The following is a 14,343-nucleotide window of genomic DNA, read 5'->3' on the forward strand; positions in this document are numbered from 1 at the left end:
CATTGTGGAGGAGGTGTGCGACGACGATGTTTCGCGCGGTCCCGACAGACGAACACCACCACCCGGTCCGTCGGCGGACCGGGGTAACGTTCCGGACGTGAGAATCGTCGTCTGCGTGAAGCACGTCCCGGACATCCAGTCGGACCGCGCCCTCGGTGAGGGCGGTCGCGTGGTGCGCGACGGCGGTGACGGCACCCTCAACGAGCTCGACGAGAACGCGCTCGAGGCGGCGCTCGTCCTGGCCGAGGAGGTCGGCGGCGAGGTCGTCGCGCTGACGGTCGGGCCCGACGACGCCGTCGACGCGGTCCGCAAGGGGCTGCAGATGGGCGCCGACGAGGCGGTCCACGTGGTCGACGACGCGATCGGCGGCTCGGACGTCGTCGGCACCGCGCGCGTCCTGGCCGCGGCGATCACGCACATCGGTGCCACCGACCCGGTGGACCTCGTCGTGCTCGGCATGGCGGGGCTCGACGGCCTGACGTCGCTGCTGCCGTCCGCGCTCGCCGCCCTGCTCGACGTGCCGGCGCTCCCGCTGGCCGCCGAGGTCACGGTGGCCGACGGGTCGGTGCGCGTGCGGCGCAACCTCGACCACGCGACCGAGGTGCTCCAGGCGTCCCTGCCGGCCGTGGTGAGCGTGACCGACCAGGCCAACCAGCCGCGCTACCCCAACTTCAAGGGCATGATGGCGGCCCGTAAGAAGCCCGTCACCACGCTGGGCCTCGCGGACCTGGGCATCGCCCCGGCCGACGTCGGCACCACCGGCGCGCGGACGGCCGTCGTGGCCGCCGCACCCCGCCCGGCGCGGGAGAACCGGGTGCTCGTCAACGGCGGGAGCGAGGCGGGCGTGCAGCTCGCCGCCTACCTCGTCGAGAACAAGCTCGCCTGAGCCTCCCGCCCGACCCACCCATCGCCAGGTCCGGCACCGCCGGCACCACGGAACCGAGGAACGCGAACGTGACCGACTCCCTCGTCCTGCTCGACCACTCCGCCGACGGCGTGCTGCGCGCACCGGTTCGTGAGCTCGTCACGCTCGGCCGCACCCTGGGCACCGTGCACGGCGTGTGGGCCGCGGACGGTGCCGAGCCCGACGCGCAGACGCTGGCCGACCTCGGCGCGCTCGGCGTGGCGCGCGTGCACCGGCTGTCGTCGACGGGCGACCTGCACGTGGCCGCCGTGCTCGCGGAGGCGCTGGCCGACCTGCTCGACGCGACCGGTGCCGGCCTTCTGCTCGCCACCTCGTCGTTCGAGAACAAGGAGGTCGCGGCGCAGCTCGCTGTCCTGACCGGGGCCGGTGTCGTCACCGACGCCGACGGCCTGGCCGTCGAGGGCGACGGGCTCGTCGCCAGCAAGACCGTGTTCGCCGGCACCTGGAACACGCGCTGCGCGATCACCAGCCCGCTCGCGATCGTCACGCTCAAGGCGAACTCGATCACCGTCGAGCCGGCGGAGCGGGCCGGCACGCCCGACCTCGTCGAGCACGCGTCCACGGCTAGCGCCGCCGCGCAGCGGGTGACCGTCGTCGAGCGGACCGAGCGGCCCGCGAGCGGTCGTCCCGACCTGGGATCGGCGCACGTCGTCGTCGCCGGCGGTCGCGGCACGGAGGGTGACTTCACGCTCGTCGAGGAGCTCGCGGACGTGCTCGGCGGCGCCGTCGGCGCGACGCGCGTCGCGACCGACGAGGGCTGGATCGGCCACGACGCGCAGATCGGGCAGACGGGCGTGACCATCTCGCCGCGCCTGTACATCGGCGTCGGCGTCTCCGGAGCCGTGCACCACCGCGGAGGCATGCAGGCCTCCGGCACGATCGTCGCGATCAACTCCGACCCCGACGCGCCGATCTTCGAGATCGCGGACTACGGCATCGTCGGCGACCTCAACGAGGTGCTGCCGGCGCTGAGCGCCGAGCTGCGCCGCCTGCGCGCCTGACTCAGGTCAGGTCGCGGAACCAGCGCACGGTCGCCATGCCCTGCGCGGCCTGGAACCGGCGCAGGTTGGGGATGCCGGGCGGCGGGGGCTGCATCGCGTTCCAGACGAAGTAGCCGGCCAGGCCGGCCAGGCCCGCGCGGAGCTCGTCGTCGGACACGCCCTCGGACGCCGGCTGCGAGCGGAACAGCTCGGCCGGGTTGCCACCGCCCTGCAGAGCGACGCTGGGCAGCATGAACGCGAGGTCGATCCACGGCGCGCCCACGCTGGCGTGCGGCCAGTCGATGAGCCAGACCCGGTCGTGGTCCGGGTCGATCAGCACGTTGTCGGCGCGCAGGTCGCCGTGCACGAGCCCGTCGCCGGACACCGCGGGCAGCGCGTCCTGCTCGTTGCGCAGCAGCAGCTCGAGGTTCGCACGGGCCCACTGCCCGACCTCGCCGCCGACGTCGATCGCCCGTGCGCGCTCGTGGTCGTCGAGGGCGGCGATCTGACGCCACCCCGTGAACTCGTGCGCGAGCTGCTCGTCCGTGCGCGGGAGCGTGTGCCCCGGCAGAGGCTCGGCCTCGGCCAACCTCCCGACGGCGTCGAGCACGGCCGCGAGGTCGTTGTCGTGCCACGGGATGTGGGGCGAGCGGCCCGGGACCACGTCGAGACCGAGGATCACCCAGTCGCCGTCGTCGGACGACCACTGCAACCGCGGTGCTGGGACCTCCGGCGGGAGGCACGCGGCCACACGGATCTCGGCGCGGGCGAGCTCGGGCGAGGCGGGGTTCTGCTCGCTGGAGACCGCCTTGACGAAGACCCCCCGACCGTCGGCGAGCTCGAGCACCGCGGCGAAGCCGGGGGAGAAGCCGCTGGTGGCGCTCGTCTCGGCCGTCACCTGGCTGCCCGCGAGCTCCGTGATGCGCGCGCGCACGTGCCGAGGGAGGTCGCGCCAGTCGAGGCGTTGGCCACTGAACGCGACCGGCAACGCGATGACGTCGTCGGCACTCACGGGCACATCCTGCCAGGTCGCGGCGTGTGCACTGCACAGTTCGCCGTCGCGCGTTCGGTCGGGCCGCCCCGCCTTCGTAGACTGGACCGCGTGAGCGTCTACCTGGATCATGCGGCGACCACGCCCATGCTCCCGGGCGCGGTCGCCGTGCTGACCGACCAGCTCGCCCGCACGGGGAACCCGTCGTCGCTGCACACGTCCGGCCGGGCGGCTCGTCGCGTGGTCGAGGAGTCGCGCGAGCAGCTCGCCGCGTCGCTGGGTGCGCGGCCCTCGGAGGTGCTGTGGACCTCGGGCGGCACCGAGGCGGACAACCTCGCGATCAAGGGCCTGTTCTGGGCCCGGCGCAGCCACGACCAGGACCGACGACGCATCCTCGTGTCCGCCGTCGAGCACCACGCCGTGCTCGACCCGGCGTTCTGGATGGCCGAGCACGCGGGCGCCGAGCTGGTGCTGCTGCCGGTGGACGGCGACGGGGTGGTGCTGGTCGACGCGTTGCGCGACGAGCTCGAGGCGCACGGAGACCAGGCCGCGCTGATCTCGGTGATGTGGGCGAACAACGAGGTCGGAGCGCTGCAGCCCGTGGCCGACGTCGTCGCGCTCGCGCACCAGCACGGGATCCCCGTGCACGCCGACGCGGTGCAGGCCGTGGGCCAGGTCCCGGTCGACTTCGGCGCCAGCGGCCTGGACGCCATGACGGTCAGCGCGCACAAGGTCGGTGGCCCCGGCGGCGCCGGGGCCCTGCTCGCACGCCGCGGCCTGGAGCTGATCCCCGTGCAGCACGGCGGCGGTCAGGAGCGCGGTGTCCGCTCCGGGACGCTCGACGCGCCGTTGGTGGCGTCGTTCGCGGAGGCGGTCCGCGAGGCGGTCGACGCGATGCCGACGTCGCCGGAGCGCATCGGCGCGTTGCGTGACGCGCTGGTCGCCGGCGTCCTCGAGATGGTGCCGGACGCCCGGCTGCGCGGACCCGCGGACGCATCACGGCGTCTGCCCGCCAACGCGCACTTCACGTTCCCCGGCTGCGAGGGGGACTCGTTGCTCTACCTGCTCGACTCCGCCGGCGTCGAGGCGTCCACGGGCTCGGCCTGCCAGGCCGGGGTACCGCGCCCGTCCCACGTGCTGCTGGCCATGGGCATCGACGAGGACGAGGCACGGGGGGCGCTGCGCTTCTCGCTCGGCCACACGTCGTCGGCCGACGACGTGCGCACGCTGCTCGAGGTGCTGCCGGGGGTCGTCGAGCGCGCGCGGGCCGCAGGCATGGCGGGGGTGCGCTGATGCGCGTCCTGGCGGCCCTGTCCGGGGGCGTGGACTCGGCCGTCGCCGCCGCGCGCGCGGTCGACGCGGGCCACGAGGTGGTCGGCGTGCACATGGCGCTGTCCCGCACGCGCGACCAGTTCCGCACCGGCTCGCGCGGGTGCTGCTCGATCGAGGACGCCGGCGACGCGCGCCGCGCGGCCGATGCGCTGGGCATCCCCTACTACGTGTGGGACCTGTCCGAGCAGTTCGAGCAGACGGTCGTCGCGGACTTCCTGGCCGAGTACGAGGCGGGCCGCACCCCCAACCCGTGCGTGCGCTGCAACGAGCACATCAAGTTCGCGGCGCTGCTCGACAAGGCCGTGGCGCTGGGGTTCGACGCCGTGTGCACGGGCCACTACGCGCGCATCGTCGTGCGCGACGACGGCACGCGCGAGCTGCACCGCGCGCGCGACGCGGCCAAGGACCAGTCCTACGTGCTCGCCGTGATGGGACCTGAGCGGCTGGCACGCTCGATGTTCCCGCTGGGCGACGTCGCATCGAAGGACGAGACGCGGGCCGAGGCCGCCGCGCGCGGGCTGTCGGTGTCCGCGAAGCCCGACTCCTACGACATCTGCTTCGTCGCCGACGGGGACACGCAAGGGTTCCTGCGCTCGCGGCTCGGTTCGCGGCCCGGTGAGGTCGTCGACACGTCGGGCGAGGTCGTGGGCGAGCACGACGGCGCCTACGCCTACACGGTGGGCCAGCGGCGCGGGCTCGCGCTCGGGCGCCCCGCCGCGGACGGCAAGCCGCGGTACGTGCTGTCGATCGAGCCGGTCGCCAACCGGGTGGTCGTCGGGTCGGCCGACGAGCTCGTCGTCGACACCGTCACCGCCGACCAGGCCGTCTGGTACTCGCGCCTCGACACGGGCGACTGCCAGGTGCAGGTCCGTGCGCACGGGGCACCCGTCGACGCGCGCGCGACCGTCCACGACGACCGCGTCGAGGTCGTGCTGCCGACGGGACTGCGGGGCGTTGCCGCCGGGCAGTCGCTGGTGCTCTACGACGGCACGCGCGTGCTCGGTCAGGCGACCGTGACCTCGAGCCGTCGCGCACTGGCAGCACGATGAGGGCGCCAGGCGACCGGCGGATCGCTCGATGACGGGTGTCAGCGGCACGGGCACATGGCCCGGGTCGGACGCGCTGGAGGCGGCGAGCACGGTGGTCGGCGACCTCGCCGACGTCGCCGACGCTCGCGGCCTGCCCTTCACCGTGACTCTGCCGGCGCGCGGACCGTGGGGCGACCAGGTGGGCGCGGCCGTCGGCGCGCTCCTCGAGATGCCCGCCGAGCTGGGGCCGCACGGCTGGAAGCTCGCCGACCGGCCGGGCGGTGACCTGGGCCGCGCGCAGGCGTACCTGCGCGAGGACCTCGACGCGCTCGCGGTCGCCGCGCACGGGTACGCGGGCCCGCTCGTCGTGCCCGTCCTCGGTCCGCTGACCACGGCCGCGACGCTCTACCTGGCCCGCGGTGACCGCGTCCTGTCCGACACCGGGGCCGTGCGCGAGCTCGCCGAGTCCTGCGCGGCCGGCTGGGCCGAGCGGCTCGCCGCCGTCCGGCGAGCGGTGCCGGGCGCCGAGGTCGGCGTCCTGCTGCACGAGCCGCTGCTGGCCCAGGCGATGGCCGGGGTGCTGCCGGGCTTCTCCGGCCGCGCGCCCCTGCGCCGCGTGCCCGGGCCCGTCGCCTCGGAGCGGATCGCCACGGTGGTGCGCGAGCTCCGCGACGCGGGTGCGACGTCGGTCGTCGTGCACGGCGGGTCCGCGTGGTCCGCCGTCGCGGCCGTGCGGTCCGCGGGGGCGGACGGCGTCGCGCTGGCCGTGGCCGGGATCGGCGAGCAGGGCTGGGAGCGGCTCGCCGAGGCCGTCGAGGCGGGACTGGCGCTGTGGGCCGAGGTCCCGCCGCAGGCCACGTCGCAGTGCGCGGGACCCGACGTCGCCGGGCAGGCGGACGTCGTCACACGGCCGTGGCGGTCCGTCGGGCTGCCGGCTGCGGGGCTCGCGGACGTCGTCGTGCTCGCCGGCGCGCCGCCCGAAGATTCTTCGCCCGACGAGGCGCGCTCAGCGCTCGCGGGTGCCGTGCGGTGCGCACGGATCGTCGCCGAACGGAGCGAGTCATGACCACCCCTGCCGTCCGCCGGTCCCTCGCGATGCTGGTCGCGACCGGCCTCGCCATCGCGGGGCTCGTGACGCTCGTCGTGCTGTGGCTGTCGATGTCGCGCCAGACGATCCTGGCGACCGACTCGCCGACCACGCCGTGCATGGTCGAGTACGCGAAGGAGGACTCGCAGGCGCACGTGCGCTACGAGATCCTGCCGCCGCGGTCCGTGTGCACGTGGGACGTCGCCGGTGCCGAGCAGGAGGAGACCGTGGTGCAGCCTTCCGAGGCCCTGGCCGTCGCGGCCGCGGTCGCGCTCGTCGTGGGCGTGGGCGGGACCGTCGCGCTCCTGGTGTCCGACCGGCGGCGCTCGCGCGCGGCGCGTCTCGCCCCCCGGACCGGCACCGGGCCGACCGACCCGCGCTGACGCGGCCGGCGACGACCGGTGTCGGTGGTGCAGGTCATGATGGACCTGTGAGCGACGCACCCGTGGACACCCCGCAGGACATCCCCGCACCCGCCCGCGCGCGCTGGACCGAGCTCGCGGACTCGATCCGCGCCGACCAGTTCGCGTACTACCTGCGTGACGCCCCGACGTCGTCGGACGCCGACTACGACCGGCGCATGCGCGAGCTCGAGGCGCTCGAGGACGAGCACCCGGGCCTGCGCACCCCGGACTCGCCCACGCAGCGCGTCGGCGGGACCTTCTCGACCGAGTTCACGGCCGTGGACCACGTCGAGCGCATGCTGTCGCTGGACAACGCGTTCTCGGACGAGGAGATCGGTGCCTGGGCGGACCGCGCGCACCGCGACCTCGAGCAGGACGCTCCGCTGCCCTACCTGTGCGAGCTGAAGATCGACGGGCTGGCCATCGCGCTGCTCTACGAGAAAGGCCGGCTGGTCCGGGCAGCGACCCGCGGCGACGGGCGCACAGGCGAGGACGTGACGCTCAACGTGCGCACGATCGCCGCGATCCCGGCGACGCTGGCCGGCGACCCGGCCACGCACCCCGAGCTCATCGAGATCCGCGGCGAGGTCTTCCTGCCGGTCGAGGCGTTCACCGCGCTCAACGAGGCCCAGGTCGAGGCCGGGCGCACCCCGTTCGCCAACCCGCGCAACGCCGCGGCCGGGTCGCTGCGGCAGAAGGACCCGCGCGTGACCGCGTCGCGACCGCTGCGGATGTACGCGCACGGGATCGGCGCACTGCGCTGGCCGGCCGGTGGCGGCGCCGGGATCGAGCGGCAGTCGCAGGTGTACGACCTGCTGGCGTCGTGGGGCGTGCCCGTCTCGGGGCACACGCGCGTGGTCGACGGGCTGGCCGGCGTGCGCGACATGATCGCGTACTACGGCGAGCACCGGCACGACGTGGAGCACGAGATCGACGGCATCGTCGTCAAGATCGACGAGATCGTGCTGCAGCGTCGCCTGGGCGCGACGAGCCGGGCGCCACGCTGGGCGATCGCGTACAAGTACCCCCCTGAAGAGGTGAACACCAAGCTTCTGGACATCCGCGTGAACGTGGGGCGGACCGGCCGGGTGACCCCGTTCGGCGTCATGGAGCCCGTGCTCGTCAGCGGCTCGACCGTGGCGATGGCCACGCTGCACAACGCGAGCGAGGTGGTCCGCAAGGGCGTGCTGATCGGCGACACCGTGGTGCTGCGCAAGGCGGGCGACGTCATCCCGGAGATCGTCGGGCCCGTGACCGAGCTGCGCGACGGCAGCGAGCGCGCGTTCGTCATGCCGACGACGTGCCCGTCCTGCGGGACGCCACTGGCCCCCGCGAAGGAGGGCGACGTCGACATCCGCTGCCCCAACGCGCGCTCGTGCCCGTCGCAGCTGCGCGAGCGGGTGTTCGGTGTCGCGTCGCGGGGGGCCTTCGACATCGAGGCGCTCGGCTGGGAGGCGGCCATCGCGCTCGTCGACCCCGAGCTGGACCGGCCCACCGACGTGGCGCAGTACCGCCCCGACGGCGTCGTCGGCGCCGAGCCGCCCACCGACCTGCCGCCCCGGCAGACGCCCGTGCTCGAGACGGAGGCGGGTCTGTTCGACCTGGCCGCTGAGGACCTGCGCGACGTGCGTGTGTGGCGCGAGATCAAGAAGGCGGGCGTCGGCACGGGTCTGTGGGAGGACCGGCTGTACTTCTGGACCAAGCCGACGACGAGGACGCCGAGCAAGCCGCACGCCAACACCGACCGCCTGCTCGTCGAGCTCGACAAGGCCAAGAGCCAGCCGCTGTGGCGCGCGATCGTGGCGCTGTCGATCCGGCACGTCGGCCCGACGGCCGCCCGCGCGCTCGCGGTGGAGTTCGGCTCGATGCAGGCGCTGCGCGACGCGCTCACGGACCGGGAGACGGCCATCGCCCGGCTCGCCGACGTGGAGGGGATCGGCCCGACGATCGCGGAGGCGGTCGTGTCGTGGTTCGACCCCGACTCGCCGGACGGCGCCTGGCACCGCGACATCGTCGACCGGTGGGCGGCCGCGGGCGTGCAGATGGCCGACGAGCGCGACGAGAGCTCGCCGCGCACGCTCGAGGGGCTGACCGTCGTCGTGACCGGCGGCCTGGAGCGGTTCAGCCGGGACGGCGCCAAGGAGGCGATCCTGGCCCGGGGCGGCAAGGCGGCCGGGAGCGTGTCGAAGAAGACCGACTACGTGGTGGTCGGCGAGAACGCGGGCTCCAAGGAGACCAAGGCTCGCGAGCTGGGACTGCGGATCCTGGACGAGGCGGGCTTCGAGGCCCTGCTCGCACACGGACCGGCGGGGCTCGGCGACGAGGGCACGACGGACGAGGGCACGACGGACGAGGGCACGACGGACGAGGGCACGACGGACGAGGGCACGACGGACGAAGGTGGGCAGGCATGAGCGCGGATGCACCGGTCATCGAGGTCGCGACCGGAGACCAGATCGCCGACGCGGGAGCGCTGACGGCCGAGGCGTACCTGGCCGACAGGCTCCTGCTCGACGACGACCCGTACGAGCTCGAGCTGCGCGACGCCGCGCGCCGCGCGCGCGAGGCGACCCTGCTCGTCGCAACCGTGGGCGGCACGGGCGGTCAGCGCGTCGTCGTCGGGACGTTGACGCTCGCGCCGTACGGGACCTCGTACGCGGAGATCGCGCAGCCCGGCGAGCTCGAGCTGCGCATGCTCGCGGTCGCGGCGGAGGCGCGCGGGCGAGGGATCGCCGAGAGCCTGATGCGGGCAGCGCTGCGGGAGTGCGTGACGTCGGGCGCCCGCCGCATCGTGCTGTCGACGCTGGACGAGATGCTGGCCGCGCGCCGCCTGTACGACCGGCTCGGGTTCGTGGAGCATCCGGATCGTCGGTGGGGACGGGAGAAGCAGCTCGGCGTGCGGACGTGGACGCCGCCCGATGCGCCGGGTGCGCTCGTGGAGTCGGCGACGTGGCCGCCGCTGCGCGTCGCGACGACCACCGCGGGATGGCGGGTCGGGCTCTCGGGTGGCATCACGCGCCGTGCCAACAGCGCGATCCCCACCGAGTCCGGTGCCGACGTCGCCGGCCAGCTCGACGAGGTCGAGGCCGCGTACGCCGACGCGGGTCTGCCGTGCGTGGTCCGGGTGGGCTCGTCGCCGGCCGACCGGTTGGTCGAGGCGGAGCTGGAGCGGCGCGGGTACGGCGTGCCGTCCGACGCCGACGTCCTCGTGCGGCCGCTCGACGACGACGCCCCGCGACCGGCGCGGCCGCACCTGCACGTGAGCGTCTCGGACCGTCCCGACGAGCGGTGGCTCGCCCAGTGGCTCGGCGTGAAGAAGGCGGACGCGGACACGGACGTGGCGCGGCGCATCCTGACGGGCGTCGACGCCGACTACCTGGCGGTGGTCGTGGACGGCGACCAGGGCGGCGTGATCCGGGTGGCGTACAGCGACGAGTGGGCCGGCCTGTCGTGCCTCGCGGTGCACCCGGGCGTGCGTCGCTCGGGGCTGGGGCGAGAGCTCACGCTGCGCGCCATGGAGCAGGCCCGTCGGCGTGGTGCGACGTCGGTGTTCCTCCAGGTCGAGTCGCACAACCGTCCGGCCGCGCGGCTCTACGCACAGCTCGGCTTCCAGCCGGCGGACAGCTACCGCTACCGCCAGCGCTGACGCGACGGTCAGGCGATGCGGGCGTCGATCGCGGCGGCTGACAGCACGTGGTCGGCGGCCATCGCACTCGCCCCGAGGACGCCCGCGCGTCCCTTGGTCCGGGAGGCGACGATCCGCAGGTGCTGCGTGGCCAGCGGCAGCGAGCGTCGGTAGACGACCTCGCGGATCCCGGCGATGAGGTGCTCGCCGGCCTCAGCGACCTGGCCGCCGACGACGATCACCGACGGGTTGAGCATGCTGACGCAGGCGGCGAGCACGCCACCGATGTGCCGGCCGGCCTCGCGGATCTCCCGGCTCGCGTCGAGGTCGCCCGCGCGCACCAGCGCCACGACGTCCGCGCTCGTGGTGGCCGGCGTCCCCTGGGCCGTCAGGGCCGTGGCGATGGCGGGGCCGCTCGCGACCGCCTCGAGGCACCCGGTGTTGCCGCAGCGGCACGGCAGGTCGAGTCCGCCGGGCACGGCGATGTGACCGAGGTCGCCGGCGGAGCCCTGCGCCCCCCGACGGATGGCACCGTCCGAGATGATGCCCGCGCCGATGCCGGTGGCGACCTTGACGAACAGCAGGTGGTCGACCGCAGGCCACTGCGAGGTGTGCTCGCCGAGCGCCATGATGTTCACGTCGTTGTCCACGAGCACCGGGACGTGGAGACGACGGCCCAGCAGGCCCGGGACGTCGGCGTCGTCCCAGCCGGGCATGATCGGCGGGTTGATCGGGCGTCCGGTGGAGTGCTCGACGGGGCCGGGCAGCCCGACGCCGACGCTGACCAGGTCCGACGACGGCCGGCCCGCGGCCGTCAGCAGCTCGGCTGCGACGGCGGCCACGCGGTCGAGGACGGGCCCGGGCCCCTCGGCGATGGCGATCTGCTCGGCGTGCTCGGCGAGCACCTGGCCGGCGAGGTCCGTGAGTGCCAGCCGGGAGTGCGTCGCGCCGAGGTCAACGGCGAGCACGACCCGCGCGGCCGGGTTGAACCGGAACGTGGCGGGAGGCCGGCCACCGGTGGAGCTGGCCTCGCCGGCGGGGGAGACGAGGCCGGAGGCGAGCAGGGTGTCGACCCGCGCGGCGATCGTCGACCGTGCCTGGCCGGTGAGGGTGGCCAGGTCGGCGCGCGTGCGCGGCTGGCCGTCGCGCAGGAGCTGGAACATGTCCCCAGCGCCGGTCGGCTTGGGGGTGATCGTCGTCAGCTCCTCCATCCGCACAGTGAACCATCCCCGTCCTGTCGCTCGTCGCACCGCGTCGCCGGTGGCTTGTGCGGGTCACATTCGCATAACTCTGTCATCAATCTAGCAACTTTTGCTTGACGTCCGTCATAAGTATCCCTAGTTTCGTCGCATGGTCACCGACGACCCCCAGGGCACCGCCGCTCTGCTCGAGATGCGCGGCATCGTCAAGCAGTTCCCCGGCGCACGCGCCCTCGACGGCGTGGAGCTCGACGTGCGGGCCGGGGAGGTCCACTGCCTGCTCGGCCAGAACGGTGCCGGGAAGTCCACCCTGATCAAGGTGCTCGCCGGTGCTCACCAGCCCGACGAGGGGCAGATCCTCCTCGACGGCGAGCCCGTCACGATCCCGCACCCGGTGGCAGGGCTCCGGCTCGGCATCGCGACGATGTACCAGGAGCTCGACGTCGTCGACGGCCTGTCGGTGACCGAGAACGTCTTCCTGGGCCACGAGCTCGCCACGGGCGGGTTCTCGCAACGCCGTGCCGCCACGCGCCGCACGCGCACGCTGCTCGCACGGCTCGGGCACTCCGGGATCTCGCCGCACCGCGAGGTCGGGACGCTGTCCGCCGCCGGCAAGCAGATCGTGTCGATGGCCCGCGCGCTGTCTCACGACGCACGTGTCATCGTGATGGACGAGCCGTCGGCCGTGCTCGACTCGGAAGAGGTGGCGAACCTCTTCCGGGTGGTGCGCGACCTGACGTCGCAGGGCGTCGCCGTGGTCTACATCTCGCACCGCCTCGAGGAGATCCGCCAGATCGGCGACCGGATCACCGTCCTCAAGGACGGACGGACCGTCGCCTCCGGTCTCGCGGTCGCGAGCACAACGACCGCCGAGCTCATCCGCCTGATGACGGGCCGCAACGTGGAGTACGCGATCCCGCGCCGACCGCCCGTCCGGGAGGACGCCGCGACGGTCGTACGCGTGCAGGGGCTCGAGCTGCGCGGTGTGTTCCAGGACGTCTCGTTCGACGTGCGCGCCGGCGAGGTCGTCGGGCTGGCGGGCCTGGTCGGGTCGGGGCGCTCGGAGATCCTCGAGACCGTGTTCGGCGCCCGCCGGGCGACAGGCGGCTCGGTGCAGGTGGGCGACCGGACGCTGCGGCCGGGGTCGGTGTCCGACGCGGTGCGTGCGGGCGTCGGCCTGTGCCCCGAGGAGCGTAAGAGCCAGGGGCTGATCCTCGACGAGCCCGTCTACAGGAACATCACGCTGTCGACCTTCGCCCGCACCGCACGGGGAGGCTTCCTCGACGAGGCCGCGGAGCGTCGCGCCGCCGGCGAGCAGATCGAGGCCCTCGACGTGCGGCCCGGCGACCCCGAGCGGGCGGCGCGCACGCTCTCGGGCGGCAACCAGCAAAAGGTGCTGCTCGCCCGGTGGCTCGTGCACGGGTGCCGGGTGCTGCTCCTCGACGAACCGACCCGCGGCGTCGACGTCGGTGCTCGGGCCGAGATCTACGCCCTGGTCGCGGCGCTGGCGGCGCAGGGGGCCGCCGTCGTCGTTGTCTCGAGCGAGATCGAGGAGGTCCTCGGCCTGGCCGACCGCGTGCTGGTGGTCTCCGAGGGGCGCGTGGTGCACGAAGGTCCGACGTCCGCGATCGACGAGCACCGCGTGCTCGACCTGGTGATGGAAGGAAGTGCCGCGTGAGCGAGCAGGACGTCACGATCCCGGCGGCGGACGAGTCCGCCCGGGTGGAGAAGGAGGCGCCGGCGGCGCGGGAGCGGCGGTCCGGGCTGCTGCACGGGGCCGCCGGACGCAACCTGGGCCTGGTGATCGCGCTCGCGGTCCTGTGCCTGGTCGGCGTGATCACTGCCGGCGACCGGTTCGTCGGGACCGCCAACATCCTGACCATCCTGCGGCTCGCTGCGGTGACCGGGGTCCTGAGCATCGGGATGACGTTCGTCATCACGGGCGCCGGGATCGACTTGTCGGTCGGCTCGGTCCTGGGCCTGTCCTCGGTGTGGGCCAGCACCGTCGCGACCCAGACGATGGCGCAGGACACGCACTGGATCGTCATGGTGGGTTGCGCCCTGCTCGTCGGCCTCGGCGCGGGCATCGTCAACGGCGTCCTCATCGCCTACGGCAAGGTGGTCGCGTTCATCGCGACGCTGGCCATGATGGTCTCCGCCCGAGGGCTGGCCGAGATCATCGCGAACCGGCAGACCCAGGTGGTCGAGGTCCAGGGTTTCCTGGACTTCTTCAGCGGATCCTTCCTCGGCGTCCCGGCGCTCGTCTGGATCTTCGCGGTCGTGTCCGTGATCGGTTGGGTGCTGCTCAACCGCACCACCTTCGGTCGCCGCACGGTCGCCGTCGGCGGCAACCCCGAGGCCGCGCGGCTCGCGGGGATCAACGTCAAGCGGCACACCATGTACCTGTACGCCCTCGCCGGCCTCGCCGCCGGGATCGGCGGCGTCATGATGCTCGGCCGCACCACGGCAGGGAGCTCGACGAACGGTCAGTTCTACGAGCTCGACGCCATCGCGGCCGTGGTCGTCGGCGGGACGCTCCTGGCGGGCGGCCGCGGCACCATCGTCGGCACCGTCCTGGGCGTGCTCATCTTCTCGACGCTGACCAACGTCTTCACGCAGAACAACCTGTCGATCTCGGCGCAGGCGGTGGCGAAGGGCGTGATCATCGTCGTCGCCGTGCTGCTCCAGCAGCGCATCGCCGAGCGCTCCCGCGCGGGCACCTGACCCCGCGACCCACAGCACACCCACCACCCCAGCAGCACCCGATCAAGG

The 14,343-nt window shown here is 73.9% G+C and carries 12 protein-coding genes; 10 read left to right on the forward strand and 2 right to left on the reverse strand.

Features of this window, described 5'->3' with window-relative positions; translation table 11 throughout:
* Positions 1–97: 97 nt before the first annotated feature.
* Both IC607_RS12885 and IC607_RS12890 read left to right on the forward strand, forming a co-directional pair.
* A complete protein-coding gene (locus IC607_RS12885; RefSeq protein ID WP_191787817.1) occupies positions 98–886 on the forward strand; it encodes an electron transfer flavoprotein subunit beta/FixA family protein in 789 nt (262 codons plus the stop codon).
* Between the two features lie 68 nt (positions 887–954).
* Entirely contained in the window at positions 955–1,926 is a 972-nt protein-coding gene (locus IC607_RS12890) for an electron transfer flavoprotein subunit alpha/FixB family protein (RefSeq protein WP_191787818.1), read from the forward strand.
* 1 nt (position 1,927) lies between these two features.
* Here IC607_RS12890 and IC607_RS12895 read toward each other — a convergent pair whose 3' ends face one another.
* A complete protein-coding gene (locus tag IC607_RS12895; RefSeq protein ID WP_191787819.1) occupies positions 1,928–2,917 on the reverse strand; it encodes an aminoglycoside phosphotransferase family protein in 990 nt (329 codons plus the stop codon).
* Between the two features lie 90 nt (positions 2,918–3,007).
* Between IC607_RS12895 and IC607_RS12900 the strand changes: the two genes are divergently transcribed.
* From IC607_RS12900 to IC607_RS12925, 6 genes are read left to right on the forward strand one after another with little or no spacing between them, the layout of a single operon-like run.
* Positions 3,008–4,189, forward strand: a complete 1,182-nt coding sequence (locus IC607_RS12900; RefSeq protein WP_191787820.1) for a cysteine desulfurase family protein — start codon at positions 3,008–3,010, stop codon at positions 4,187–4,189.
* A complete protein-coding gene (mnmA, locus tag IC607_RS12905; protein ID WP_191787821.1) occupies positions 4,189–5,277 on the forward strand; it encodes a tRNA 2-thiouridine(34) synthase MnmA in 1,089 nt (362 codons plus the stop codon). Before IC607_RS12900 ends, mnmA begins: the two co-directional genes overlap by 1 nt.
* A gap of 28 nt (positions 5,278–5,305) precedes the next feature.
* The gene (locus IC607_RS12910) at positions 5,306–6,322 is read left to right on the forward strand and encodes a hypothetical protein (protein WP_191787822.1); all 1,017 of its coding nucleotides are present in this window, start codon (positions 5,306–5,308) and stop codon (positions 6,320–6,322) included.
* Complete coding sequence (locus IC607_RS12915; RefSeq protein WP_191787823.1) at positions 6,319–6,726, forward strand: hypothetical protein; 408 nt, start codon at positions 6,319–6,321, stop codon at positions 6,724–6,726. Before IC607_RS12910 ends, IC607_RS12915 begins: the two co-directional genes overlap by 4 nt.
* Before the next feature lie 47 nt (positions 6,727–6,773).
* Positions 6,774–9,161 (forward strand): NAD-dependent DNA ligase LigA, encoded by a 2,388-nt coding sequence (ligA, locus tag IC607_RS12920; protein WP_370526209.1) that lies wholly within the window; start codon positions 6,774–6,776, stop codon positions 9,159–9,161.
* Positions 9,158–10,393, forward strand: a complete 1,236-nt coding sequence (locus IC607_RS12925) for an N-acetyltransferase (RefSeq protein WP_191787824.1) — start codon at positions 9,158–9,160, stop codon at positions 10,391–10,393. Before ligA ends, IC607_RS12925 begins: the two co-directional genes overlap by 4 nt.
* 8 nt (positions 10,394–10,401) lie before the next feature.
* Here the strand turns inward: IC607_RS12925 and IC607_RS12930 are convergent, their stop codons facing one another.
* Positions 10,402–11,583 (reverse strand): ROK family protein, encoded by a 1,182-nt coding sequence (locus IC607_RS12930; protein ID WP_191787825.1) that lies wholly within the window; start codon positions 11,581–11,583, stop codon positions 10,402–10,404.
* Positions 11,584–11,722: 139 nt separating this feature from the next.
* Here IC607_RS12930 and IC607_RS12935 point away from each other — a divergent pair, with 139 nt between their 5' ends.
* Positions 11,723–13,249, forward strand: a complete 1,527-nt coding sequence (locus IC607_RS12935; protein WP_191787826.1) for a sugar ABC transporter ATP-binding protein — start codon at positions 11,723–11,725, stop codon at positions 13,247–13,249.
* Positions 13,246–14,295, forward strand: a complete 1,050-nt coding sequence (locus IC607_RS12940; protein WP_191787827.1) for an ABC transporter permease — start codon at positions 13,246–13,248, stop codon at positions 14,293–14,295. The genes IC607_RS12935 and IC607_RS12940 overlap by 4 nt, the downstream gene beginning before the upstream one ends.
* Positions 14,296–14,343: the final 48 nt, after the last annotated feature.

The sequence above is a fragment of the Cellulomonas sp. JH27-2 genome, assembly GCF_014837175.1.
Classification (GTDB): Bacteria; Actinomycetota; Actinomycetes; order Actinomycetales; family Cellulomonadaceae; genus Cellulomonas.

What these genes read in the sequence shown, in the direction of transcription:
- IC607_RS12915 (WP_191787823.1), top strand. Translation starts at nt 6,319, where the DNA reads ATGACCACCCCTGCCGTCCGCCGGTCCCTCGCGATGCTGGTCGCGACC.
- IC607_RS12930 (WP_191787825.1), bottom strand. Translation starts at nt 11,583, where the DNA reads ATGGAGGAGCTGACGACGATCACCCCCAAGCCGACCGGCGCTGGGGAC.
- IC607_RS12925 (WP_191787824.1), top strand. Translation starts at nt 9,158, where the DNA reads ATGAGCGCGGATGCACCGGTCATCGAGGTCGCGACCGGAGACCAGATC.
- IC607_RS12935 (WP_191787826.1), top strand. Translation starts at nt 11,723, where the DNA reads ATGGTCACCGACGACCCCCAGGGCACCGCCGCTCTGCTCGAGATGCGC.
- mnmA (WP_191787821.1), top strand. Translation starts at nt 4,189, where the DNA reads ATGCGCGTCCTGGCGGCCCTGTCCGGGGGCGTGGACTCGGCCGTCGCC.
- IC607_RS12910 (WP_191787822.1), top strand. Translation starts at nt 5,306, where the DNA reads ATGACGGGTGTCAGCGGCACGGGCACATGGCCCGGGTCGGACGCGCTG.